The organism is Serratia nevei (assembly GCF_024160145.1).
Taxonomy (GTDB): domain Bacteria; phylum Pseudomonadota; class Gammaproteobacteria; order Enterobacterales; family Enterobacteriaceae; genus Serratia; species Serratia nevei_A.
Window position 1 is genome coordinate 16,948 of the sequence record NZ_JAMYWQ010000021.1, and the last position, 23,635, is coordinate 40,582.

25 protein-coding genes are annotated in these 23,635 nt (G+C 60.4%); 12 read left to right on the forward strand and 13 right to left on the reverse strand.

The annotated features are described in order from the left end of the window. Positions 1–3: 3 nt before the first annotated feature. Entirely contained in the window at positions 4–306 is a 303-nt protein-coding gene (locus tag M6G53_RS15365; RefSeq protein ID WP_253332743.1) for a hypothetical protein, read from the reverse strand. A gap of 121 nt (positions 307–427) precedes the next feature. Beyond that, the gene (locus tag M6G53_RS15370) at positions 428–718 is read right to left on the reverse strand and encodes a hypothetical protein (RefSeq protein WP_253332745.1); all 291 of its coding nucleotides are present in this window, start codon (positions 716–718) and stop codon (positions 428–430) included. 401 nt (positions 719–1,119) lie between these two features. Between M6G53_RS15370 and M6G53_RS15375 the strand changes: the two genes are divergently transcribed. After that, entirely contained in the window at positions 1,120–2,265 is a 1,146-nt protein-coding gene (locus tag M6G53_RS15375; RefSeq protein ID WP_436286526.1) for a porin, read from the forward strand. A gap of 57 nt (positions 2,266–2,322) precedes the next feature. Here the strand turns inward: M6G53_RS15375 and mltB are convergent, their stop codons facing one another. Further along, positions 2,323–3,414 (reverse strand): lytic murein transglycosylase B, encoded by a 1,092-nt coding sequence (gene mltB / locus M6G53_RS15380; protein WP_253332750.1) that lies wholly within the window; start codon positions 3,412–3,414, stop codon positions 2,323–2,325. A 285-nt stretch (positions 3,415–3,699) separates the two neighbouring features. On the opposite strand from mltB, the gene M6G53_RS15385 reads away from it, so the two are divergent. The 3 genes from M6G53_RS15385 to ypdK all read left to right on the forward strand — a co-directional run bounded on the left by M6G53_RS15385 (position 3,700) and on the right by ypdK (position 5,293). Then, entirely contained in the window at positions 3,700–4,152 is a 453-nt protein-coding gene (locus M6G53_RS15385) for a DUF805 domain-containing protein (RefSeq protein WP_253332752.1), read from the forward strand. A gap of 86 nt (positions 4,153–4,238) precedes the next feature. Continuing rightward, a complete protein-coding gene (locus M6G53_RS15390) occupies positions 4,239–4,676 on the forward strand; it encodes a type II toxin-antitoxin system HicB family antitoxin (RefSeq protein WP_253332754.1) in 438 nt (145 codons plus the stop codon). 542 nt (positions 4,677–5,218) lie between these two features. Then, positions 5,219–5,293: a membrane protein YpdK gene (gene ypdK, locus M6G53_RS15395; RefSeq protein WP_099782600.1), complete on the forward strand. Its 75-nt coding sequence runs from the start codon at positions 5,219–5,221 to the stop codon at positions 5,291–5,293. Between the two features lie 68 nt (positions 5,294–5,361). Here the strand turns inward: ypdK and M6G53_RS15400 are convergent, their stop codons facing one another. The 3 genes from M6G53_RS15400 to M6G53_RS15410 form a co-directional block, all read right to left on the reverse strand. Beyond that, positions 5,362–5,886: a cytochrome b gene (locus M6G53_RS15400; RefSeq protein WP_253332756.1), complete on the reverse strand. Its 525-nt coding sequence runs from the start codon at positions 5,884–5,886 to the stop codon at positions 5,362–5,364. A gap of 110 nt (positions 5,887–5,996) precedes the next feature. Beyond that, positions 5,997–7,226: an alanine transaminase gene (gene alaC / locus M6G53_RS15405; RefSeq protein WP_253332758.1), complete on the reverse strand. Its 1,230-nt coding sequence runs from the start codon at positions 7,224–7,226 to the stop codon at positions 5,997–5,999. 119 nt (positions 7,227–7,345) lie between these two features. Continuing rightward, entirely contained in the window at positions 7,346–7,885 is a 540-nt protein-coding gene (locus tag M6G53_RS15410) for a GNAT family N-acetyltransferase (protein ID WP_253332761.1), read from the reverse strand. A gap of 168 nt (positions 7,886–8,053) precedes the next feature. Between M6G53_RS15410 and M6G53_RS15415 the strand changes: the two genes are divergently transcribed. From M6G53_RS15415 to M6G53_RS15425, 3 genes are all read left to right on the forward strand, one after another. After that, positions 8,054–9,298: a DUF1479 domain-containing protein gene (locus tag M6G53_RS15415; protein WP_253332764.1), complete on the forward strand. Its 1,245-nt coding sequence runs from the start codon at positions 8,054–8,056 to the stop codon at positions 9,296–9,298. An 85-nt stretch (positions 9,299–9,383) separates the two neighbouring features. Beyond that, on the forward strand, positions 9,384–11,075 hold the full coding sequence (locus M6G53_RS15420) for a sensor histidine kinase (RefSeq protein ID WP_301286225.1): 1,692 nt from the start codon (positions 9,384–9,386) through the stop codon (positions 11,073–11,075). After that, positions 11,072–11,806 carry a LytR/AlgR family response regulator transcription factor gene (locus tag M6G53_RS15425; RefSeq protein ID WP_253332771.1) on the forward strand — a complete coding sequence of 245 codons (735 nt, stop codon included), beginning with the start codon at positions 11,072–11,074 and terminating at the stop codon, positions 11,804–11,806. Before M6G53_RS15420 ends, M6G53_RS15425 begins: the two co-directional genes overlap by 4 nt. Positions 11,807–11,810: 4 nt before the next feature. On the opposite strand, the gene M6G53_RS15430 is transcribed toward M6G53_RS15425, so the two are convergent. Beyond that, positions 11,811–12,143 carry a DUF2502 domain-containing protein gene (locus tag M6G53_RS15430; RefSeq protein ID WP_019453817.1) on the reverse strand — a complete coding sequence of 111 codons (333 nt, stop codon included), beginning with the start codon at positions 12,141–12,143 and terminating at the stop codon, positions 11,811–11,813. 397 nt (positions 12,144–12,540) lie between these two features. Between M6G53_RS15430 and M6G53_RS15435 the strand changes: the two genes are divergently transcribed. Then, the gene (locus M6G53_RS15435; RefSeq protein WP_033635420.1) at positions 12,541–13,770 is read left to right on the forward strand and encodes an L-lactate MFS transporter; all 1,230 of its coding nucleotides are present in this window, start codon (positions 12,541–12,543) and stop codon (positions 13,768–13,770) included. Between the two features lie 70 nt (positions 13,771–13,840). On the opposite strand, the gene glk is transcribed toward M6G53_RS15435, so the two are convergent. Next, positions 13,841–14,803, reverse strand: coding sequence for a glucokinase (gene glk, locus M6G53_RS15440; protein ID WP_253332773.1), 963 nt, complete (start codon positions 14,801–14,803; stop codon positions 13,841–13,843). A 310-nt stretch (positions 14,804–15,113) separates the two neighbouring features. On the opposite strand from glk, the gene M6G53_RS15445 reads away from it, so the two are divergent. Further along, the gene (locus tag M6G53_RS15445) at positions 15,114–16,361 is read left to right on the forward strand and encodes an ion channel protein (protein WP_253332775.1); all 1,248 of its coding nucleotides are present in this window, start codon (positions 15,114–15,116) and stop codon (positions 16,359–16,361) included. On the opposite strand, the gene M6G53_RS15450 is transcribed toward M6G53_RS15445, so the two are convergent. Beyond that, the gene (locus M6G53_RS15450) at positions 16,358–17,050 is read right to left on the reverse strand and encodes an aspartate/glutamate racemase family protein (RefSeq protein ID WP_253332859.1); all 693 of its coding nucleotides are present in this window, start codon (positions 17,048–17,050) and stop codon (positions 16,358–16,360) included. The genes M6G53_RS15445 and M6G53_RS15450 overlap by 4 nt on opposite strands. Before the next feature lie 66 nt (positions 17,051–17,116). Further along, positions 17,117–17,569: a multidrug/biocide efflux PACE transporter gene (locus tag M6G53_RS15455; protein WP_089196133.1), complete on the reverse strand. Its 453-nt coding sequence runs from the start codon at positions 17,567–17,569 to the stop codon at positions 17,117–17,119. 98 nt (positions 17,570–17,667) lie between these two features. On the opposite strand from M6G53_RS15455, the gene M6G53_RS15460 reads away from it, so the two are divergent. Continuing rightward, the gene (locus M6G53_RS15460; RefSeq protein ID WP_253332777.1) at positions 17,668–18,537 is read left to right on the forward strand and encodes a LysR family transcriptional regulator; all 870 of its coding nucleotides are present in this window, start codon (positions 17,668–17,670) and stop codon (positions 18,535–18,537) included. On the opposite strand, the gene M6G53_RS15465 is transcribed toward M6G53_RS15460, so the two are convergent. After that, positions 18,534–20,195 (reverse strand): alpha-keto acid decarboxylase family protein, encoded by a 1,662-nt coding sequence (locus tag M6G53_RS15465; RefSeq protein WP_253332779.1) that lies wholly within the window; start codon positions 20,193–20,195, stop codon positions 18,534–18,536. The two genes, M6G53_RS15460 and M6G53_RS15465, sit on opposite strands and share 4 nt — an antisense overlap. A 189-nt stretch (positions 20,196–20,384) precedes the next feature. Here M6G53_RS15465 and mgrA point away from each other — a divergent pair, with 189 nt between their 5' ends. After that, positions 20,385–21,374, forward strand: a complete 990-nt coding sequence (mgrA, locus tag M6G53_RS15470; protein WP_253332781.1) for an L-glyceraldehyde 3-phosphate reductase — start codon at positions 20,385–20,387, stop codon at positions 21,372–21,374. 50 nt (positions 21,375–21,424) lie between these two features. Here the strand turns inward: mgrA and M6G53_RS15475 are convergent, their stop codons facing one another. After that, on the reverse strand, positions 21,425–21,598 hold the full coding sequence (locus M6G53_RS15475; RefSeq protein ID WP_253332783.1) for a hypothetical protein: 174 nt from the start codon (positions 21,596–21,598) through the stop codon (positions 21,425–21,427). Here M6G53_RS15475 and M6G53_RS15480 point away from each other — a divergent pair. After that, on the forward strand, positions 21,597–22,001 hold the full coding sequence (locus M6G53_RS15480) for a DUF2502 domain-containing protein (protein WP_253332785.1): 405 nt from the start codon (positions 21,597–21,599) through the stop codon (positions 21,999–22,001). The two genes, M6G53_RS15475 and M6G53_RS15480, sit on opposite strands and share 2 nt — an antisense overlap. 42 nt (positions 22,002–22,043) lie before the next feature. Here the strand turns inward: M6G53_RS15480 and M6G53_RS15485 are convergent, their stop codons facing one another. Beyond that, positions 22,044–23,279 carry an Nramp family divalent metal transporter gene (locus tag M6G53_RS15485; RefSeq protein ID WP_033635427.1) on the reverse strand — a complete coding sequence of 412 codons (1,236 nt, stop codon included), beginning with the start codon at positions 23,277–23,279 and terminating at the stop codon, positions 22,044–22,046. Between the last annotated feature and the right edge of the window lie 356 nt (positions 23,280–23,635).

Genomic DNA, 23,635 nt, shown 5'->3' on the forward strand with positions numbered 1-23,635 from the left:
GGGTTAGCGCTCTATTTTTGGGGAATAAGAAAAATGCAGTGCGCAGGCGTAAAGCCGACCGGCCTTTGAATAAGAGATATATTTGCGGCTTTTATCCCAGGCCAGCAGGGCATTGTTGGCAAAGTAATAAACCTCCAACTGCATTCCGTTCGCCAGCCTCGACCAGCCTCGGTTTTGAATTACGGTGAAATCACCGTTATCGCTGAGCGTAATCAGCGGCACGCCCCAGGCATAGCGGGATATTTGCAGCTGAATAATGAATTGGCTTTCGCAGCTTATTTGGTAGTTCTGTACATCAACATCCATGAATTATATTTCTTTGCACCACCCTGAACGAAAAACAAACAAGAGGTGAACAACTCACTGAGATTAGCCCCAGCACGGCAGCGTCACCCTAGGGTTCTCGCCGCCGCTGGGATCTGTCGCGTTATTCTTTATAAACCACGATTTCCTGATAAAGCTTAATAACCTCACCATCGCTGTCGGGGGAATCGGTATATTCCGTTTGCTGCGCCAAATGAATCACCTTCCATCCTTTTTGCGCCAATTCGGGGATCGTCAGGCGCCCCACGCCGCGGCAGGTGAACAGGGTGTCATCAGACAGCCTGAGCTTACTAACCTCTGCATAATCATAAGCTTGAGAATGACAAACGTGCGACTCCGCCGCCATCGCCGGCAGTGAAAACAGCCCCACTAACAACATTAACGGATTTCTCATGGCGACCTCCCAATCGCTTATTCATGCCGGCCGATAAGCCAGACAAAGGCTGGCGTTAATATGCCGGCGACAGGCTCAAATTAATTATCTCTTGCAAGGCTGAAATTACAGGCTGGCGCTGGTGACTGACAAATGAAAAATATAAACCTTAGGGTTAACTGAATTCATCCGAATCGAGAGACATGACCAGCGCCCTTGGCACCGCACGAGATGCTCAAAAACCGGCCAATAATTAGCAAGAAAAGTAATTCTTTATGTCACTGTTTATGTTACAAATGCCGCCCGCCGCTAAAACACCAAAAAAACCGTCAACATGCGTAAAAACGCAGCGTTCTGCGCAAAACATCGGCATGGCGGCACTGATGGGGCGGTTACAGATAAAACAGGGATAACACATGGCAATGAAATTGCGCGTAGTGACTCAAGCGGTGGCGCTGGGTCTGGCGATCGGCAGCGCGTCGTTCGCCGCTCAGGCGGAAATCACCCTGCTGAAGCAGGATCCGCAGGCCGGCGATCCGCTCAGCCGCCTGAACTTCACCGTTGGCGGCAGCATCCGTCCGCAGTTCAACAACATGACGGGCGACGGCGACAAGGGCTCCTACAAGCGTAACGGCTTCGACGGCGGCACCCGCTTCCGTTTCGCGGCGGACTACTATCTGTTCGACGATATCAGCTGGATCAGCTACTACGAGCTGGGGGTGAACATTCCGGCGCTGTTCGACTGGGATCACCACTATGCCGACGGCGCGAGAAACACCAGCCGCCGCATGCTGTACACCGGCCTGAAAAGCAACACCTGGGGCCAGATGACCTTCGGCCAGCAGAACAGCGTTTACTATGACGTGGTGGGCGCCAAGACCGATATCTGGGACTACGACATGCTGGCCCAGGCGCCGGGCAACGGCATCAACGGCGACTACGACGGCTCTTACCGTTCACGCAAAATGCTGAAATACAAGAACCGCTTCGGCGATGCGGACGTTTACGCCTCCTACCTGTTCAGCGACAGCGACTACCTGCCGGGCAACGGCCTGCGCTATAAGCGCAAGGGTGGCGGCTCGCTGGGCGTGGATTACCACATTACGCAGGATCTGACCTGGGGCACCGCCTGGAACTACACCCGCGCCGAAATGCGCAACCCGTCCACCAGCGGCAGCAAGAGCTACGATCAGAACATCGTCGGCACCGCCCTCAGCTGGAAACCGGACAACTGGACGCTGACCTTCGGTGGTGGTTACTACCACGACTTCCTGACCACCAAGAAAGCCGACATCAACAATTACTTCGCCGGCGACGCATGGGGTATCGAATACCTGGCCGGTTATACCGTGCCGGTTGGCCAGTACGCGGTGAAATCGGTAATGCCGTACTTTATGGGCGATCGCCTGGAGTACGTCAGCGGCCGTAACTACCAGCGCATCGACAACGGCCTCGGGGTTACCGTGCAGTTTGACTACGGCTTCCGCGTTGACGTAGAGCACGTGCTGACATCGAGCACCGACAACCTCGGCGATATGACCGTGGTGCGTCTGCGCTACGATTTCTGATTGCTCAGAACGTAAAAAAGGCCGCGCAAGCGGCCTTTTTCGTTTATGGGAGCAGCGTCAGAAACCGCCGCGCGCCGAGCGCCCTACCGCTTCGCCCAGCTGCCATACCGCCATGGCGTAATGGGTGCTGTGGTTATAGCGGGTGATGACGTAGAAGTTCGGCAGGCCGTACCAATACTGGTAGCCGGTGCCGACGTCCAGCCGCAGCAGGCTGGCTTCCTGGTTATCCCCGAGCGAACCCTGCGGGCTCAGGCCGGCTTGCGCCAACGCGGCGACCGAGTAGCGGGTCTTGAAGCCGTTTTCCAATCCCGGCGCCTGACCGTTAGCCTGAATGGCGACCGGCTCGCCTTTGGACCAACCGTGCGCCTTGAAGTAATTGGCCACGCTGCCGATGGCATCGACCGGATCCCACAGGTTGATATGGCCGTCGCCGTTGAAGTCGACCGCATAGCTCTTGAAGGAAGAAGGCATGAACTGACCATAGCCCATCGCGCCGGCGAAGGAGCCACGCAGCTCAAGCGGATCGTCGCCTTCGGTACGCGACATCAGCAGGAAGGTTTCCAGCTCGCCGGCGAAGTAATCGGCACGGCGCGGATAGTCGAAGGCCAGCGTCGCCAGCGCATCGATAATGCGGGTTTTGCCCATTACGCGGCCCCAGCGGGTCTCCACGCCGATAATCCCCACGATGATCTCCGGCGGCACGCCGTATACCTGCCAGGCCCGCTGCAGCGCATCCTGATATTGATTCCAGAACACCACGCCGTTTTGCACGTTATCCGGCGTGATGAACTTGTTGCGATAGCGCAGCCAGGCGCCGTTCGGCCCGGTTGGCCCCTGGGTAGACGGCGTCGGCGCCTGCCGCTCCATCAGCCGCAGCACCGAATCCAGGCGTCGAGCCTGCGCCAGCACGTCGTGCAACTGCTGCCGATCAAAGCCGTGTTCCTGCACCATCTTATCGATAAAGCGTGCGGTATTCGGGTTATTGGCGAAATCCCCGCCCAACGGCGCCGCGCCGCTGTGCGCCGGGCTCAGCAAAAAGCCGCCCTTTACCGGGGTGCCCTGAGGCGTAGCGGTGGTACTGGGTTTCGGCGTGCTGCTACAGGCAGCAAGCAAGGTAATCAGCGGTAAAAGCGCAACCAGGTGACGCATCGGATATCCATATAGCCATGCAAGAGATAAGTGGCAGTTATGTTAATGCATTGTTCGGCGCGAACAAACAGGATTATGCTGCCAATTACCACACCAGGTGGCCAAACGTGCCAAATTGTGAGGTTTTGCACGATGAACGGACGCCCGGTGCGGCCGATCGGAATCTCAACCGCAACTCAATGAGAAAAGTTATCACCTTGACGTCCCCTTTTCCCCCGATAAAATGCCCGGCTGTTTGCCATCCGGCCACTGCCGGGCGGCCAATTATCGCAACAATGGACTGTTATGGAATCTCTCGGACAACTTGCCAAAGCGCTCTACCGCGGGCGCGTCTCGCGCAAACCCTTTGTTTTCTCGCTGACGATCTTCGCCATTGGCATCGCACTGCTGTCGTTTTTATCGACCTATCTGGATAGAAACCATTTTCGCGCCCATGCGCACGGCGATACCGAGGAATTCGTCTCGGTACTGCTGTACCTGCTGTGCATTATGGTCTGGGCGCTGTTCTGTTTCGGCCTGGTGACGTGGTTCATGGCCAAAACCGCATTTCGGCTCAACGATATCGGCCTGCCCGGTTGGGCGCTGGCCGTGGCGTGCTATGTGTGTTCGGTGCTCAACAACTACTCACCCGGCCCGGTGGCGCGCTGGCTGCCGCTGTTCAGCCTGGCCGGCGTGATCTGCGCCCTGCTGCTGCCGCCCGACTGGCTGCGGCGCAAGCCGGCTAAACATACCGAATGAGTACGGCCATTTGGCCCGGGGCTATGGCTATCCATCCGCCATGCCGTCACAATAACGCTTCATTCAGGTTTCAATCAGGGATCGCCATGTTCAGCCACTACCCCGCCCATTACGCCTTCGATCGCGACAGCGATGCCTGGCAGATCGGTTTTCACGACTTCCCCGAGTGGCAAGCCGCCAGTTATAAACGCGAAGATATCGAACTGGAGGCGCAGGAAAACCTGCTGGCCGCCATCGCCGCCGCCATGGATGAAGGGTTGCCCTTGCCCGCACCTTCCCCTCTGCAAACCGATGACTTGAGGGTACACCTGCCGGCGCTGGTGGCGCTGAAGATCGAACTGCACAACGCCCTGCTGCGCAAAAATACCGACAAAGCGGCGCTGGCGCGCAAGCTGGGATTCAACGGCGGGCAAATGGCGCGGTTGCTGGATATCGGCTACGCCTCAAAGGTGGAAGCGCTGGAACAGGCGTTGTATCTGCTGGGCTACGAAGTGCGCGTGACGCTGAGCGAAGTTTGTCAATAAATTAGCGACAGGTAGCGAAATATTATTGGCAGGGGCTAAATTTTTCCCTGCGTGCATTACGGCATCACTTGTCACGGCAACGAAGGCTAAAAAAGGCGTGGAGTCGCCGTCTTACCCGGGCCGTTATTCTGCCGTTTTGTTTGGTTTTTGCTCAGTTTGGCGGCCGGTATCAACGCCGTCGCCTGAGCGCCGGCCACCGCATTGCAGTGCCCCCATGTTAAAGCCCGCCGCGGCGGGCGACTTCATGTCGTTTGCCCATAAAAAGCGTTATAAAACAGCTCACACTGTTTAAAAAACAGCCGAAAATTGTGATCAAAAACACAGTATTGAAATCAGACCAGTATTGAGAGTACATTAGCGCCGATCCTGTCGCGGTTCGGATTTTACCTCACGGAGCATGAGGCGCGACAACCGGACAACCCGTAGGTGGGGCCGTTGTTCTTTCGCTTGGAAGAACCCGCCCGACAGGCAGGTTGCCCATAAAATACTCAGCACAACAATCGGGATCATTGCTGGCGAGGACTCCAGACAGGAGTTGTTCAGTGAAATATTTTTTGATGGGCGTGTCATTCATGCTGGTTGCCTGGGTTGGCACCTTCATGTTGATGGTTGCCTGACAGCAGCCTGACCAGGAACACAGCCAAAGGGACGCGCAAGCGTCCCTTTGTCGTTGCTGCCGCAGCGTTCATTTGCCCGGCATCATGCGGCGCAGGGTATCGTCCTTGCGCAGGTAATGGTGATACAACGCGGCCAGCGCATGTGCGCCAATGATAAAGTAGCCGATGTTGGCCAACGTCTCATGAACCGTTCTGACCAACCTGCGCATCACCGGATCCGGCGCGGCCCACTGCGGCACCGGCCAGCCCAGCAAAGACCACGATTTGCCGCCGTAGGCCAGGGTTAACATACCCAGCAGCGGCAGCATCAGAAATACCACGTACAGCAGCCAGTGAAAGATCTTGGCGCCCACTTCCTGCCATTCCGCCAGCGGCGGCGCGATCGGCGGCGGCGCATGGAAAGAACGCACCGCCAGCCTGATAAGCATCAGCGCCAAGACCGTTGCCCCGAAATTAAAGTGCAGGTTTTTGACCGTCGGCCCCCACCCGTCCGGCACCTCATCCTTCAGCAGCATCGCCGCATAGGTGAGGATCACCATCAGCAGCGTCAGCCAATGTAAAACGATTTGCGCTCGCGCGTAGCGGTTGCTCATACACTCTGCCCAAAAAATAAAGTTCAGCGTAATCGCACATCATGGGGAAATAATGAAGAAAACCTCGGAGCGGAAAAAATAAGGCCGGACGAACGCCCGGCCTGACAGGATTATTTGGCGCCGCCGGCTTTGGCCGGTTTCAGCAGCCCGTCCGCGCGGAACATCGCCTTGATGCCGCGCACCGCCTGACGGATACGATCCTGATTCTCGATCAGCGCAAAGCGCACGTGGCTATCGCCGTAGTCGCCGAAGCCAATGCCCGGCGAGACGCAGACCTTGGCCTCTGCCAGCAGGCGTTTGGCGAACTCCAGCGAACCGAGGTGGGCATAAGGCTCGGGAATTTTCGCCCACACGTACATCGACGCCTTCGGATTTTCCACCATCCAGCCGGCCTCGTGCAGCCCCTTCACCAACACGTTGCGGCGCTGCCGATACTGCTCGGCGATATCGCGCACGCACTGCTGATCGCCTTCCAGCGCGGCGATGGCCGCCACCTGCAGCGGCGTAAAGGTGCCGTAATCGTGATAACTCTTGATGCGCGCCAGCGCGCTGACCAGTTCAGGGTTACCGACCATGAAACCGATGCGCCAGCCGGCCATGTTGTAGCTTTTCGACAGGGTGAAGAACTCCACCGCAATGTCTTTCGCCCCCGGCACCTGCATGATCGACGGCGCTTTCCAGCCGTCATAGACGATATCGGCATAGGCCAGATCGTGGATCACCAGCACGTTGTACTGCTTGGCCAGCGCCACCACCCGCTCGAAGAAATCCAGCTCCACGCACTGCGCGGTCGGGTTGGACGGGAAGCCGAGTATCATCATTTTCGGACGCGGGATGGTTTCCCGAATGGCGCGCTCCAGCTCACCGAAGAAATCCACGCCGTCCACCAGCGGCACCGAACGCACCTGGGCGCCGGCGATCACCGCGCCGTAAATGTGGATCGGGTAGCTGGGGTTCGGCACCAGCACGGTATCGCCGTGATCGAGGGTCGCCAGCATCAGATGCGCCAGCCCCTCTTTCGAACCGATGGTGACGATGGCTTCGCTTTCCGGATCGATATCCACCTGATAACGATCGGCATACCAGCGCGAAATAGCGCGGCGCAGGCGCGGAATGCCGCGCGAGGTAGAGTAACCGTGGGTGTCGTCGCGCTGGGCGACGGCGCACAGTTTTTCCACGATGTGCGGCGGCGTCGGGCCGTCGGGGTTACCCATGCTGAAGTCGATAATATCCTCGCCGCGACGGCGTGCGGCCATCTTCAGTTCGGCGGTGATGTTGAATACGTAAGGGGGAAGGCGTTCAATGCGCGTGAAACGGCGCTGTGGACTGTTATCAGCCATAGGGGATTCCTCGATAGACGTTAGCGCCCGGACCGTCCGAGCGACGCTGGCCAGCGAACTGACCGAATATCGAACATAGCGCAGCGCCGACGGGCTTGTCGATACCCGGCGCGATATTTTTATTGGCCGCCCTGAAACTCCGCCGCCAGCAGCCCGAACAGCCAGTCGTCGCACCACTGTCCCGCCAGACGGTAGTTGTCGCGCAGCGTGCCTTCCAGCTGAAAGCCGCACGATTCCAGCAGGCCGCGCGAGGCGAGGTTGCCCGCGGTCACGGTGGCAGTCAGCTTGTGAAAGCCGCAGGCGTTCACCGCAAAATCCAGCACCGCCCGCAGCGACTCCTTGCCATAGCCCTTGCCCTGCCCGGCAGGCAGACTCCCGTATCCCACTTCCGCCTGCCGATACGGCACCCACTGCGGGCGAAAACCGGTAATGCCCACCGCCTCTCCGCTGTGCTTCTCACGCATCACCAGGCACAGCCACTGCTCGCCGTGTTTGTCCCAGGCCGGCAGCCGCTCCTCGAACCGGGCGCGGATCTCCGCTTCGCTGCGCGGATCGGAGATGTAACGGATCACCTCGGGATCTTGGTACAGGCGCAGAAACAGCGGCCAATCCTCGGCGGTTATCGACTGCAAGCTCAGACGTTCAGTGACCAGCTTCATAAAATCTCCGAAAAACGAAAAATAGGAACTTACGAATGAAAGATATCTCTTTATTTTCCCCGATTGGTTGCCGATAATCGTTCACGTTAAAACCACAAAACCATAACGTCTTGTCCGATTCCCTACAACCGCTCGCCGCAGTCACTCACGCGGCACGAGGAGAACACCATGGCCTCTTTAGTCATCGACGATATTCCGCAGGCAATCGTTAACGTCAAGCGCCAGCTGCGCCAGGCATTGCCGAACTACCGCGACGTATTTCTGTCGCTGGAAGAGAACATCCGCGGCCAGGTCGAACAGATCCGCCGCGAGCTGGCCGCCGGCCACAATCCGGTGCCGCAGATCGACGCGGAAGATATCCTGCAGCAGCGCGTCAGCGAACAGCAGATAGCGCTGATCAAACAGCGCGGTGCCTGCGCCATTCGCGGCGTGTTTCCCCGCGCCAAGGCCGAGGGCTGGAACCGGGAAATCGGCGACTACCTTGAGCGCAACAACTTCGTCGAGCGATTGAAAAATGCCGCCGAAGACAACTATTTCGGCAAGCTGGCCGCCAGCAAACCGCAGATCTACGGCATCTATTGGTCGAAACCGCAGGTCGAAGCGCGGCAGGATGCGCGCATGCATGCAGTGCAGGTGTTCCTCAACAGCCTGTGGGCCACCGAGAGCAACGGCAAACAGCATTTCGATCCGACCCGCGTCGCCACCTACGCCGATCGCACCCGTCGCCGCCCGCCGAACTCCTCGTCGCTGGGCCTATCGCCGCACGTCGACAGCGGCACCATCGAGCGCTGGCTGGACGAAAACTTCCGCTATGTGTATCGCCACGTTTTCTCCGGCGACTGGCAGCAGTACGATCCCTTCGCCGCCGACGGCCGCACCGAGGTGCGCGAGATAGCCTCCCCGGCGGTCTGCTCGATGTTCCGTACCTTTCAGGGCTGGACGGCGCTGACGCCGCAGCGCACCAACGCCGGCACGCTGAACCTGGTGCCGATCGCCAACGCCATGGCCTATGTGCTGCTGCGCGCGCTGCAGGACGACGTCGCCGACGACGATCTGTGCGATGCGGCGCCGGGCCGCGCCCTGTCAATTTCGGAAAAATGGCATCCCCTTTTATTGAGTGGGATTTCCCCTATTCCCGATCTGGAGCCGGGCGACACGGTATTTTGGCACTGCGACGTGATCCACGCGGTGGAGAACGAGCATAACGGCGAGTTCGACAGCAACGTGATGTATATCGCCGCCGCGCCGGGCTGCGCGAAAAACGACGCCTATCTGCAGCGCCAGCTGCCGAGCTTTATCGACGGCAGAACGCCGCCGGACTTCGCCCCCGACGACTTCGAGGTGGATTTCGACGGCCGTGCCACCGCCGAGCTACTGACGCCGCTGGGCAAAGCGCAGCTCGGCATGGGCTGACCGCCGCCCCGAGCCATTCTCGCTGTGGTATACTGCCGCCATCCGTAAGCCGCAGCGAGAACCCGTCGTGCACCCTTTTTTTGAAATGCTGTTGGCGGTGTTTGATCGCGCCGCGCTGATGTTGATCTGTCTGTTTTTCCTGACCCGCACCCGGCTGTTCCGCCAACTGCTGCAAAAAGAAGACCATACGCCGCTCGAGCTCGGCATCGTCACGGCGATCTTCTCGCTGTTCGCGCTGTTCAGCACCTACTCGGGCATCAACGTCGAAGGATCGCTGGTTAACGTGCGCGTCATCGCCATCATGGCCGGCGGCATCCTGTTCGGCCCTTGGGTAGGGATCGTCACCGGCATCGTCGCCGGGGTGCACCGCTATCTGATCGATATCGGCGGCATCACCTCGGTGCCTTGTCTTATCACCAGCATCATCGCCGGCATCAGCGCCGGTTACATCAACCTCAAGGTGAAAAAAGAGCAGCGCTGGCGCGCCGGCATCGTTGGCGGCATGCTGTGCGAATCCCTCACCATGCTGTTGATCGTGCTGTGGGCCAAGCCGACCGAGCTTGGGCTGGACATCGTGTCGCAAATCGCCCTGCCGATGATCCTCGGCACGGTGTGCATCGGCCTGATCGTGCTGCTGGTGCAGAGCGTCGAGGATGAAAAAGAGGTGATCGCCGCGCGCCAGGCCAAGCTGGCGCTGGATATCGCCCACAAGACGCTGCCCTATTTTCGCAACATCAACAGCGAATCGCTGGCCACCATTTGCGATATCATCCGCCAGGACATCCGCGCCGACGCGGTGGCGATCACCGATACCCATCAGGTGCTGGCCTACGTCGGCGTGGGGCGCGAAGCCTACCCGATCGGCCGCGAAGGGCTGAGCCGCGTCACCCGCGAAAGCATTCGCCACGGCAAAATCATCATCAAGAACAACCTGGAGAACCCGGCAGCGCCGCAGATCCATTCGCAACTGGTGGTGCCGCTGTGGGAAAAAGGCGAAGTGACCGGCGCGTTGAAAATCTACTACTGCCACGCCCACCAGATCACCAACACGCTGAAGGTGATGGCGGTCGGGCTGTCGCAAATCATCTCCACGCAGATGGAAGTGTCCCGCATCGAGCACCTGCGCCAGATGGCGGACAAGGCCGAAATGCGCGCGCTGCAGAGCAAGATTAACCCACACTTCCTGTTCAACGCGCTGAACGCCATCTCTTCCTCTATCCGCCTGAATCCGGACACCGCGCGCCAGCTGATCATCAACCTGTCGCGCTACCTGCGCTACAACCTGGAGCTGAACGACGAACTGATCGATATCCGCAAGGAACTGCATCAGATTCAGGACTATATCGCCATCGAACAGGCGCGCTTCGGCGCCAAGCTGACGGTGATCTACGACATCGACGACGACGTCTCGGTACGCATTCCGAGCCTGTTGATCCAGCCGCTGGTGGAGAACGCCATCGTGCACGGTATCCAGCCCTGCAAGGGTAAAGGGGTGGTGGTGATCGCGGTGAAAGATCAGGGCGATCGGGTGAAGATTTCGGTGAAGGATACCGGCCACGGCATCAATCAGGAAACCATCGGCCGGGTGGCGCGCAACGAGATGCCGGGCCACAATATCGGCCTGCTCAACGTGCACCACCGCGTGTCGCTGCTGTACGGTGAAGGGCTGCATATCCGCCGCCTGGAGCCAGGCACCGAAATCGCGTTCTACATCAGCAAAAACGGCGGCAAGCTGCAACAGGAACCGAGCGCGCCGCCGGTCGGGGAGGCCTCATGAAAGCCATCATCGTGGAAGACGAATTCCTCGCGCAGGAAGAACTCAGCTACCTGATCAAGAAACACAGCCATATCGATATCGTCGCCACCTTCGAGGACGGCCTCGACGTCCTGAAATACCTGCAAACCCACCAGGTCGACGCCATTTTCCTCGACATCAACATCCCGTCGCTGGACGGCGTACTGCTGGCGCAAAACATCAGCAAGTTTGCGCATCGCCCGTCGATCGTGTTCATCACCGCCTATAAAGAGCATGCGGTGGAAGCGTTCGAAATCGAGGCGTTCGACTATATCCTCAAGCCCTATCACGAGGCGCGCATCGTCACCATGCTGCAAAAGCTGGAAGCGCTGCATCAGCGCCCCGCCGGCGCGGCAGAGCCGGCCAGCGCGACGAGCCGCGGCAGCCACAGCATCAACCTGATCAAAGACGAGCGGATCATCGTGACCGACATCAACGACATCTACTACGCCGCCGCCGATGAAAAGGTGACGCGGGTCTATACCCGCCGGGAAGAGTTCGTGATGCCGATGAACATCACCGAGTTTTACGGCCGGCTGCCGGAAGCGCATTTCTTCCGCTGCCATCGCTCTTACTGCGTTAACCTGGCGAAGATCCGCGAGATCGTGCCCTGGTTCAACAACACCTACATTCTGCGGCTGAGCGACCTTGAGTTTGAAGTGCCGGTCAGCCGCAGCAAAGTGAAAGAGTTCCGCCAGCTGATGCGCCTGTAGGCGCTTACCAGCGCGGGCCCGGACGGTAGTAATAGCCGGGCGGCGGTGGTGGCGGCATGCGGTAATGCGGCCGGTCGCGCCAGTCGCGCGGCGGCGGCCCGTAGTAAATTACCCGGGGCGGCGGGCCATAATAGTACCCGCGCGGGCGTTCATACCGGTGGTGATCGGCCCACCAGCGCGGATCGCGCCAGCGATAGCCGTCCCAGTAGTGGCCGCGATTGTCGCGATCGCCGATATGCAACGACAGGCCCGGCACGTTCACGCCGATGGACACGTCGGCCTGGCTCGCCAGCGGCAGCGCCAGCAATGCGGCCAGTAACAACAGCGTTTTTTTCATTTCATGGACTCCTGCAGAGCGGACCTTGTCCGATCGCAGATAACATAATCCCGCGCTTATCGCCGCTCTATAGGCGCAATGCCGATTTACGCCTTTCAGACGCATCCTTCACAATTTCACCACAATCATTCACCGGCGATTAACAATAAATCGTTGATATCTTTGATGTAGATCACGTGTCACCCACGGCATTTCACGCGCTTTTCGGCGCTAAAACGGCAACTCACGCCGCATAACAGGCATTTCATTCCTTCCGTCGTGCAACTCATTCCCGATCCGCCGCCCGCCGGGGGTGCCGACCCTATAATAAGCCCATACCGCGGGAACACAGCTTCACCCCGCAAATTTCAGCCAGCGGCTCACGCCCGGCAACGCACACACAGGAAGGAGACCGGCCATGAACACCAAACCGGCAAATCGCAGCTTAATCGTTCTCGGCACCATCATCTGTCAGATGGGTCTGGGCACCATCTACACCTGGAGCCTGTTCAACCAGCCGCTGGTCGACAAGTTCCACTGGGGGCTGGCGGACGTCGCCACCACCTTCTCCATCACCAGTTTCTTCCTGGCCTTCGCCACGCTGTTCGCCGGCAAGCTGCAAGAGCGCTTCGGCATCCGCAACCTGACGCTGTGTTCCGGCATTCTGGTCGGCCTGGGCCTTATCGCCAGCGCTCACGTCAGCTCGCTCGACATGATCTACCTGCTGGCCGGCGTGGTGGTGGGCTTTGCGGTCGGTATCGCCTACATCTCCACCCTGTCCAACCTGATTAAGTGGTTCCCGGCCAACAAAGGCCTGATCTCCGGCATCTCCGTCGGCGCCTTCGGCAGCGGCAGCCTGCTGTTCAAATACGTCAACGCCGCCCTGATCGCCGACGTCGGCGTTTCCGGCGCCTTCTTCTACTGGGGCGCCATCGTGATGGGCCTGATCGTCGTCGGTTCCCTGCTGCTGAAAGAGCCGGTGCTGGCGACCAACGCCGCGCAGCAAGGCGCCAACGGTCTGGGCAACGACTTCAGCGTGCGTCAGATGCTGGCCACCAAAGAAGCCTATCTGCTGTTCACCATCTTCTTCGCTGCCTGCATGAGCGGTCTGTACCTGATCGGCATCGTGAAAGACATGGGCGTTCAGCTGGCCGGGATGGATTTGGCCACCGCCGCCAACACCGTGTCCGCCGTCGCCATCTTCAACACCGCCGGCCGCATCATCCTGGGTACGCTGTCCGATAAAGTGGGCCGTATGCGCGTCATCAGCTTCACCATGCTGGTTACCGTGCTGGCGATTGTCGCGCTGAGCTTCATGACCCTGAACCACACGCTGTTCTTTATCTGCGTCGGCGCGGTCGCCTTCTGCTTCGGCGGCAACATCACCGTGTTCCCGGCGATTGTCGGCGACTTCTTCGGCCTGAAGAACCACAGCAAGAACTACGGCATCATCTACCAGGGCTTCGGCCTGGGCGCGCTGGCCGGTTCGTTCGTCGCCAAATACTTCGGCGGCTTCCACGCCACCTTCATGGTGATTGGCGTTCTGTCCGCCGCCTCTTTGCTGATTACGCTGTTCATCAAGGCGCCGAAGGCGGTGGAAGCGGAAACGGCAGAAACCACCCAAACGGCGGAGCTGGCGAAAGCCTGATACACCGCGAAAACGACAAGGGGCGCAACCTGCGGGTTGCGCCCTTTTTTTTATTGCCCCATTTCTGAGCTTACAGGTGCATGCCCAGCGTCTGGCGCAGATGCGCGCCGGCACCCAGCAGGCCCGGCTGGCCGTGCGTTATCATGAACACCGGGATTTCACGCACATAGTCGCGGAAGCGCCCCTTGTCTTCGAAAGCGGCGCGGAAGCCCGAGGCCTTGAAGAATTCCATAAAGCGCGGCACGATGCCGCCGGCGATGTACACGCCGCCGAAAGTGCCCAGATTCAGCGCCAGGTTGCCGCCGAAGCGCCCCATGATCACGCAAAACAGCGACAGCGCGCGGCGGCAGTCGATGCAGCTGTCTGCCAGCGCCCGCTCGGTGATGTCCTTCGGCTCCCATTTCTCCGGCAGGCGGTTGTCCGCCTTGACGATGGCGCGATACAGATTGACCAGGCCCGGCCCGGACAGCACGCGCTCGGCGGAAACGTGCCCCACTTCCGCGCGCAGCACCTCCAGAATGCTGTCCTCTTCTTCGCTGTTCGGCGCGAAATCGACATGGCCGCCCTCGCCCGGCAGGCTGACCCAACGGCGATCGACGTGTACCAGGTGGGCAACGCCCAGCCCGGTGCCGGCACCGTACACCGCGATCGGTTTGCCCGGCTGCGCAGCGCCGCCGCCAAACTGCAGCACGTCGTCCGGCGAAAACATCGGGATCGCCATCGAGACGGCGGTGAAATCGTTGATCACTTCCAGATGGCTCAGCCCCAGGCTGGCCTTCATTTCTTTAATCGAGAACGCCCAGCTGTGGTTGGTCATCGCCACCCAATCTTCGGTCACCGGGCAGGCAATCGCGATACAGGCGTCCTGCACCTCGATATCGCACTCTTTCAGGTATTGGCGGATCACCGCCTCCAGGCTATCGAACTCCAGGCCGGAATAGGTTTTCGCCTGGGTAATCTCACCCGTCGCAACAGTGCACAACGCCAGGCGGGCATTGGTGCCGCCAACATCACCCACGAGGGCATAGGTCATTGATTTCGTCTCCGCAAAATGAAAAATAAAAAGCTGCCCACACTGTAAAATCCTGCTGCAAAAACAACAATCACCCGCCTCGGATCGGCGCTTCAATAGCGATCCGGATCACAAAAAACGTTTCAGCTTGCCCACGACGCCGCGCTTTGAAACAAATTGCGGCAAAAAACGCCCCCCGGCGACTGTTAACCGTCATCGACGCCGGGCAATATCAATGCGTGCCTGCGCGCCGATAGTCTGGCAAGCTGTGGCCACTGCTCAACCACCCGCACTCCCTGCCCTGCAGGGAGGCATCGACAAGGGATTATCCATGCTGCATCCGCGCGCCAATGCCATGTTGGCCTTTGCTTTGCCTGCGCTGATTATCGGTTCCGCTTCCAGTCTGGTGCTGCTGCTGGTGATGAAAATCGCCGCCGCACTGCAGCAATTACTGTGGGTGATGCTGCCCGATGCGCTGAGCCTGGACGCCCAGGCACCCTGGTGGTCGGTCGGTATTCTGACGCTGACCGGCGTGACGGTCGGCCTTATCGTGCGCTATATGCCGGGCCACGCCGGGCCGGATCCGGCGACGGAATCGCTGATCGGCATGCCGCTGCCGCTCTCCGCCCTGCCGGGGCTGGGGCTGGCGCTGATCGTCGGCCTGGCCGGCGGCGTCAGCCTGGGGCCGGAGAACCCGATCACCGCCATCAATATCGCGCTGGTAGCGGCCGCCGGTGCGCGCCTGCTGCCGAAGGTGCCGCGCATGGACTGGATCATCCTGGCGGCTGCGGGCACCATCGGCGCGATGTTCGGCACACCGGTCGCCGCCGCGCTGATCTTCTCGCAAACCCTGGCAGGCAATAACGAAACGCCGCTGTGGGATCGGCTGTTCGCCCCGCTGGTTGCCGCCGCCGCCGGCGCGGTCACCACCCAGATGTTCTTCGTGCCCAATTTCGCCCTGCAGCTCGACGCCTACGACGTGACGCGGCTGCCGGACATCTTCAGCGGCGCCATCGTGGCGCTGATCGCCATCGCGCTCGGCATGGTGGCGCTGTGGTGCTTCCCGCACGTTCACCGCCTGTTCCACTCGATGAAGAACCCGGTGTTGATGTTAGGGCTGGGGGGCTTTGTGCTGGGCCTGCTGGCGCTGGTGGGCGGAGAGATTACCCTGTTCAAAGGGCTGGATGAAATGAAGCGCCTGGCGCAAGACGACGGCTATTCGGTGCCGGCGCTGTTGACCATGACCCTGACCAAGCTGGCGGCGCTGGTGATCGCCGCCGCCAGCGGCTTTCGCGGCGGGCGTATCTTCCCGGCGGTGTTCGTCGGCGTGGCGCTGGGGCTGATGCTGCATCAGCACGTTCCCGCAGTGCCGGCGGCGATCACCGTCTCCTGCGCCATCATGGGGCTGGTGCTGGTGGTGACGCGCGACGGCTGGCTCAGCCTGTTCATGGCGGTGGCGGTAGTGCCGGATCTGCACCTGCTGCCGGTGCTGTGCATCGTGATGCTGCCCGCCTGGCTGGCGCTGGCGGGCAAACCGCTGATGCTGGTGAATCGCCGGCAGCCGCCGCACGACGATTAGGCCAGCGCGAACGCCGCGGCGGCGCGGGCGTGGATCGCGGTGGTGTCGAACACCGGCACCGACGCATCCCGCTCGCTCACCAGCAAGCCTATCTCGGTGCAGCCAAAAATAATCCCCTGCGCGCCCTGCTGCTCCAGATCGCTGATGATCCGGCGATACTCGTCGCGCGAGGCGTCGCGAATTTTACCCAGGCACAGTTCGTCATAGATGATGCGGTGTACGATGTCGCGATCGGCGCTGACCGGCGTCACCACGTCGATGCCGTGCAATGCCTGCAGGCGGCCGCGATAGAAGGTCTGCTCCATGGTAAAGCGCGTGCCCAGCAGCCCGACGCGGCGAATGTTTTTTTCCCGCACCTGCAGCGCCGTGGCATCGGCGATGTGAATCAGCGGCAGGCCGCTGGCCTGCTCGATCGCCTCTGCCACCTTGTGCATGGTGTTGGTGCAGATCACGATAGCTTCGGCGCCGGCGGCGCGCAAAGCCGCTGCGGCGGCGGCCAGCAGCCGGCCGGCGCCGTCCCAATCGCCCTGGTGCTGCAAGCGTTCAACCTCCTGAAAATCGACGCTGTAGAGCACGATTTTGGCCGAGTGCAGCCCGCCGAGGCGCGCCTTTACCTGCTCGTTAATAGTGCGGTAATAAGGAATGGTGGATTCCCAGCTCATGCCACCCAGCAAGCCCAACACTTTCATCATTCGTTCCTCAGCATTTCCGACGATCCTCTGACCTTACCGGAGAATCGCCGGGCTGACGACGCCTTATTTGACGCCGGAATTGATCGGCTGGCGCGCTTCGAACCAGCGCTGGCGCAGCGTGTCGTACAGCCAGTTATAAGCCATGGTGTACGGCAGGAAGAACAGGAAGAAACCGATTTCCAGCATAAACGCCTGTGCCCAGGAGATGCTCAGCATCCAGGCGGCGATCGGCACGCCGATCAGGATAAAACCGGCTTCAAAGCCGACGGCGTGCAGCGCACGCACTTTCAGGTTACGCACCACCCGGCTGACCGGCCACAGGCGGTCGAACACCGTGTTGTAAACCATGTTCCACAGCATCGCGACGGTGGAGAGCATCACCGCCAACGCACCGACCTGCACCATTGAGCGGTTCAGCAGCCACGCGCCCAGCGGGGCGCAAACCATCACGGCGATGGCCTCGAAACCGACGGCGTGGACGATACGTTCAATGAGAGACTTGTTTTGCAGTTGCATACATCACCTTTTTTCAACAGTTGTTGCGAAAGCCAGGTGATTATCATCGTTTTTTCGGGTAGGTTAAAAATAGATTTCATCGATAAAGTAGATAGGTTATGCACTATTCTCCGGAAGCGCTGCATGCGTTTGTCGAAGCCGCCGCCCTCGGCTCGTTTTCCGCCGCCGCGCGCAAGCTGCGCAAAAGCCAATCCACCGTCAGCACCGCCATCGCCAATCTGGAGGCCGACCTGGCGCTGACGCTGTTCGATCGCAGCGCACGCCAACCGGTGCTCACCGCCGCCGGCCGCAAGGTACTGGGGCATGTGCAGGCGATCCTCGCGGCCAGCGAACGGCTCGACGCCCTGAGCATTCAGCTGGCGGGCGAGGTTGAACCTCGCCTGAGCATGGTGTTTTCCGATACCTACCAGCCCAAACATCACGATCGGTTGATGCAGCTGTTCGAACAGCGCTACCCGGAGATTGAGCTGGAATGGATGATCGCCGAGGAAGGCGACGTTATCGATCTGCTGCAAAGCGGCCGCGCGCACTTGGGCATGGTGGAAGTGCAAAAAAGTTATCCGCCGGATATCGCCTTCTCCCGGCTGCCAGAACAGACCGAAATGGGGCTGTTCGTCGCCCATCAGCACCCGCTGGCCCAGGTCGCCGCGCCGACGCCGGAGCAGCTGTCCAGCATCCGCCAGCTGATCCTGAATACCTACACCGGCGCCGAAGCGGCCAGACAGGGTGGCCTGGTCTGGTCGGCGCCCAGCTATCTGCTGTTGCTGGAGATGGCGGAACAGGGGTTCGGTTGGGCGGTGCTGCCGCACTGGCTGGTGCAACAATACGGCCACGGCAAACTCACCCAGCTGCGGCCGCGCGGTTGGCCAAAACTGATTTCGGTGGATGCGGTCTGGTCCAAACTGACCCCGCCAGGCCCGGCGGGGTTCTGGATGCTGGATCGCCTGCTGGGCGATAGCCTGCCTTAAGCGGCAGCGTTGCGTGCCTGAATGGCGCGTGAGACGGTATCGAGCAGTTCCGGCATGTCCATCTTCGGCAGCATCACTTCGATGAAGGCCAGCCGATCGTCGTCCGCTACCTCGCGCAGCGCCTGGCGCAGTCCGTCCGGATCGCTGACCCGCAACGTCTTCACCGGCCGCTCGCCGGCCAGCGCCGGCGGCAGCTGCGTCCAGTTCCAGCGCGCGATGTCGTTGTAACTTTGCTCCGGCCCGTGGATCGCGCGCTCGATCGTGTAACCCTGATTATTCAGCACGAAGATCACCGGCTTAAGCCCGTCGCGCAGCATCGATCCCAGTTCCTGTACGGTCAGCTGCGCGGCGCCGTCGCCGATCAGCAATATTGCCCGCCGCTGCGGTTCAGCGGTCTGTACGCCGAACGTCGCCGGCAGGGTATAGCCGATCGATCCCCAGAGCGCCTGCACGATCAGGCGGCAGCCACGCGGCAACGTCAGCGCCGCCGCGCCGAAACAGGCAGTGCCCTGATCGGCCAGCACGATATCCCCCGGCCGCAGGAAATCCTGTATCTGCCGCCAGAAGGCGTGCTGATCCAGCCCTTCCCCATCGGCTTCCGGCAGCGTCGGGCGGACGATCGGCGGCAACGGCCAGCGTGACGCCAGCGACAGGCTCAGACGGTGCAGCGCCTGCACCGCCTCGCGCATCGGAATGCGGCTAAAGCGCTGCCGCCCGACCCAGGCTTCGAACGGTTGAATGTCGATGCATTTTTCCGCCGGCAAATGATGCGTGAAACCGGCGGTAATGGTGTCGGTCAAACGCACGCCGACGTTGATCACCACATCGGCGTTTTCGATAAGCTGTTTCACCGCCGGATCGCTGGCGCCGCCGCAGTAGATCCCGACGAACCCGGCTCGGTTCTCATCCAGCACGCCTTTGCCGAGCAGCAGCGTCGCGTGCGGGATATCGACCTCCTGCAGCCACTCGTCCAGCGCCGCTTCGGCGCCGAAGCGATCGGCCAGGAAGTCCGCCAGCAGCGATACCCGCCGCGCCGACAGCAACTTTTCGCGCGCGGCGGCGATAAATGCCTGCAATGCGCTGCGCGACAGCCTGGCCTGGCGCAACATCAGCGGCGCCGGTTTGGCCGCCAGCGGCGCCTCCGCGACCTCGCTGGGCAACATCAGGTAAACCGGGCGATGCTCCAGCAAGGCGGCACCGATCAGACGGTCGATCTCCACCGCGGCGTTGTCGGCGGTCAGGTTGGCCTGCGCGACGGTCACCTCTTTGGCTATCCGGGCGAAGTGGGTAAAGTCGCCATCCCCCAGCGAATGGTGCAGCAAATCACCGGCGCGCTGGGCGCGCTGCGCCGGCGTGCCGACCACGTGGATCACCGGCAGATATTCGGCATAGCTACCGGCCACCCCATTCAGCGCACTCAGCTCCCCGACGCCAAAGGTGGTGAGCAGCGCCGCCGCCGGCTTGCAGCGCGCATAGCCATCGGCGGCGTAGGCGGCGTTCAGCTCGTTGGCGCAGCCTACCCAGGTGATTTGCGGATGAGCGAGAACGTGATCGAGGAATTGCAGGTTGTAATCCCCCGGCACGCCGAAGAAGTGACGAATGCCGATTTGGGCCAGACGATCGAGCAGATAATCGGCCACCGTATAGGTCTGAGTCATGATCATCACCTGCCTGCAGCTGGAGCGATTATCTTAAGTATCGAAGATGCCGTTCAAATTTCGAACAAACGCGCCTGCCTCGATCGGCAACCTGGCGTTACATGCCGGCGCTGTGATCGCTCCCCCGGCAGCACGGTGTGAAAGCGTATACACTCAAGGCATTTCACCTCTGCGCCGACAAGGGTAACTATGTCCTACCAAGCCTCCCCTACGCGTTATCAAGATATGGAATACCGGCGCTGCGGCCGCAGCGGGCTGAAGCTGCCCGCCGTCTCGCTCGGGCTGTGGCACAACTTCGGCGACGCCACGCTGTACGACAACGCCCGCGGCCTGATCCGCTGCGCCTTCGATCGCGGCATTACCCATTTCGATCTGGCCAACAACTACGGCCCGCCGCCCGGCGCCGCCGAGGAAAACTTTGGCCGCATTCTCAACGGCGATCTGCGGGCCTGGCGCGACGAGCTGATCGTCTCGTCCAAAGCCGGTTACACCATGTGGCCAGGCCCCTACGGCGATTGGGGCTCGAAAAAGTACCTGGTCGCCAGCCTCGATCAGAGCCTGAAGCGTATGGGGCTGGAGTATGTGGATATCTTTTATCACCACCGGCCGGATCCGGACACGCCGCTGGAAGAAACCATGGCGGCGCTGGATCTGCTGGTGCGGCAGGGCAAAGCGCTGTATGTCGGCCTGTCCAACTACCCGGCCGAGCGCGCGCGGCAGGCGTTCGACATTCTGCAACGGCTTGGCACGCCGTGCGTGATCCACCAGCCGAAGTATTCGATGTTGGAACGCGGGCCGGAGACGGCGCTGCTGGAGACGCTGGCGGAGCATGGCGTCGGGTCGATCGCCTTCTCGCCGCTGGCGGGCGGCCTGCTAACCGACCGCTATCTGCACGGCATCCCGCAAGATTCCCGCGCCGCCAGCGGCAGCCGCTTCCTGCAGCCGGAGCAACTGACCGCCGAACGGCTGGACAAGGTGCGCCGCCTCGATGCGCTGGCGCGGCAACGCGGGCAGAAGCTGTCGCAAATGGCGCTGGCCTGGGTGCTGCGCGGCGATCGCGTCACCTCGGTGCTGATCGGCGCCAGCAAGAATGCGCAGATAGAAGACGCAGTAGGCATGCTGGCCAATCGTCATTTCAGTGAAGAAGAGCTGGTGCAGATCGAACGAATCCTACTGTAATCGCTTACCAATACCGCCGCTCCACCGAGCGGCGATGCCCCAGAAAAATCTCAAATCCCGATGCCGCTGCCGTTTTCAGATTCCCTCTCAGATTCAACCCAATGCGCCGGCGCTATGATGCCGATATTGCAGCAAAAATAACGATAAGGCCGCTTTTTAAACTGATGAACGCGCTTCATAAAGTGATTAACGGCCAGGCCGCGCAAGCGGAAAGGAGAAGTCATGTTTAAACCTCTGCTCTTGGCCGCCATCTTGGCGGCGACGGCGTTGCCCGCCGCACAGCAGACTCACGCCGCAGGGCTTAGCATCGATCTGATGCCGGGCGTTTCATTGCGCATCGGCGATCGGGACAATCGCGGCCGTTACTGGGACGGTTACGACTGGCGCGATCGCGACTGGTGGCAAGGCCATCAGGGCCGCTATCTCGGCGATCGCAGCCCGCGTGGCTATTACTGGGACGGCTATCGCTGGCGCGACCGCGACTATTGGCGCAAATACTACTACTCTCGCGATGGCCGTTATTACAAATGCGACCGCCGTTGCGACAAGCATGGCTGGAAGAAAGAGAAAAAACACCACCACGATCATGATCGCTGGCGCCGCCACGGCGATGACGACCGTGATTAACGACGACGGGCCGGCGCCATGCCGGCCCGCGCTTTTTTTGCCTTACAGCACGCTACCGATCAGCAGGTAGCCGTTCAATCCCACCACCACCAGCACGATCAGCTTGCCCAGGTTTTGCACCACTGGGCCGTTGACCATCTCCCCCATCAGCGCCCGATTGCCGGTGAAAGCCAGCAGCGGCACCAGCGCCAGCGCAATGCCGAAGCTGAGCAGCACCTGGCTCAGCACCAGAATGCGCGTCGCGTCCATCCCCAGCATGATGACGATAAACGACGGCAGCATGGTCACCGCGCGCCGCAGCCACAGCGGGATATGGAAATGCACGAACCCTTGCATCACCACCTGCCCCGCCAGGGTGCCCACCACGGTAGAGGAGAGGCCGGCGGCCACCAGGCTCAGGCCAAATACGGTGGCAGCAGCTTGCCCGAGCAGCGGTTGCAGCGTCAGGTAAGCCACGTCGAGATCGGCGATGCCGCTGTGGCCGCTGAAATGAAACGCGGCGGCGGCGGTGGCCATCATCGCCAGGTTAACGAAACCGGCAATGGTCATGGCCACGGCGACATCGACTTTGGTGGCGGCATAGCGCTCCGCCTTGTCGTGCTCGCCGCCGATTTGGGTGAGCGAAGAATGCAGGTAGATCACATGCGGCATGATGGTGGCGCCCAATACCCCGGCGGCCAGAAATACCGCATCGCCGTTAGGCAGATCGGGCAGCGCCATGCCCTTCAGCAGCGGCGCGAGCTGCGGCTGGGAGAACGCCAGCTCGACGATATAAGCGGCGGCGACGAACAGCAGCAGGCCGCCAATCACCAGCTCCAGCGGTTTTTGCCCGCGCTTTTGCAGCATCAAGATTAAAAAGGTGGCGATGCCGGTCAGCACTGCGCCCTGCAACAGGGAAACGCCGAGCAGCAGCTTGAAGCCGATCGCCGCGCCGATAAACTCGGCCAGATCGGTCGCCATGGCGATGATCTCCGCCTGTACCCAATAAGCCCACACCGCCGGCCGCGGAAAGCGATCGCGAATATGCTCGGCCAGGTTTTTCCCGGTGGCGATGCCCAGCTTGGCGGACAACAGCTGGATCAGCATCGCCATCACGTTGGCCCAAACCACCACCCACAGCAGGCTGTAGCCGAACGAGGCGCCGGCCTGGATGTTGGTGGCGAAGTTACCGGGATCGATATAACCGATAGCAGCGATGAAGGCGGGCCCCATCAGCGAGAGTTTGATTTTTCTGGCGGAGCGCCCGGAGGTGGTTTCAACCACGCGACTGTTCAGCATATGTTGAACCCTTACTGAAATTACGTTTATCTCCACTCTATATAAATGATAATAATTATCAAGCGCATTTAGAGCGGTAAAACTTATCTCTGTAATAGCCAACATTAACGGTTTTATCGAAGGGTTCAGCGCGGAGCTTGCCGATTTCCGTGCTTTTCTGATGGGATTTGGGCTGCAATACCCCTGAAAGACAGGTTAGCACAAGAATACGAATTTCCTATTGCTGCTTTAACATCTTGATTTTTTATGCTTTTACGCAACACTTTAGGAGAACTCCCACTATGATTTTCCATATTTGCAATAGAAGTCTCGTTTTTAAACGTAGCGTTACATAAAATGACAGCCGAAATTCAGCC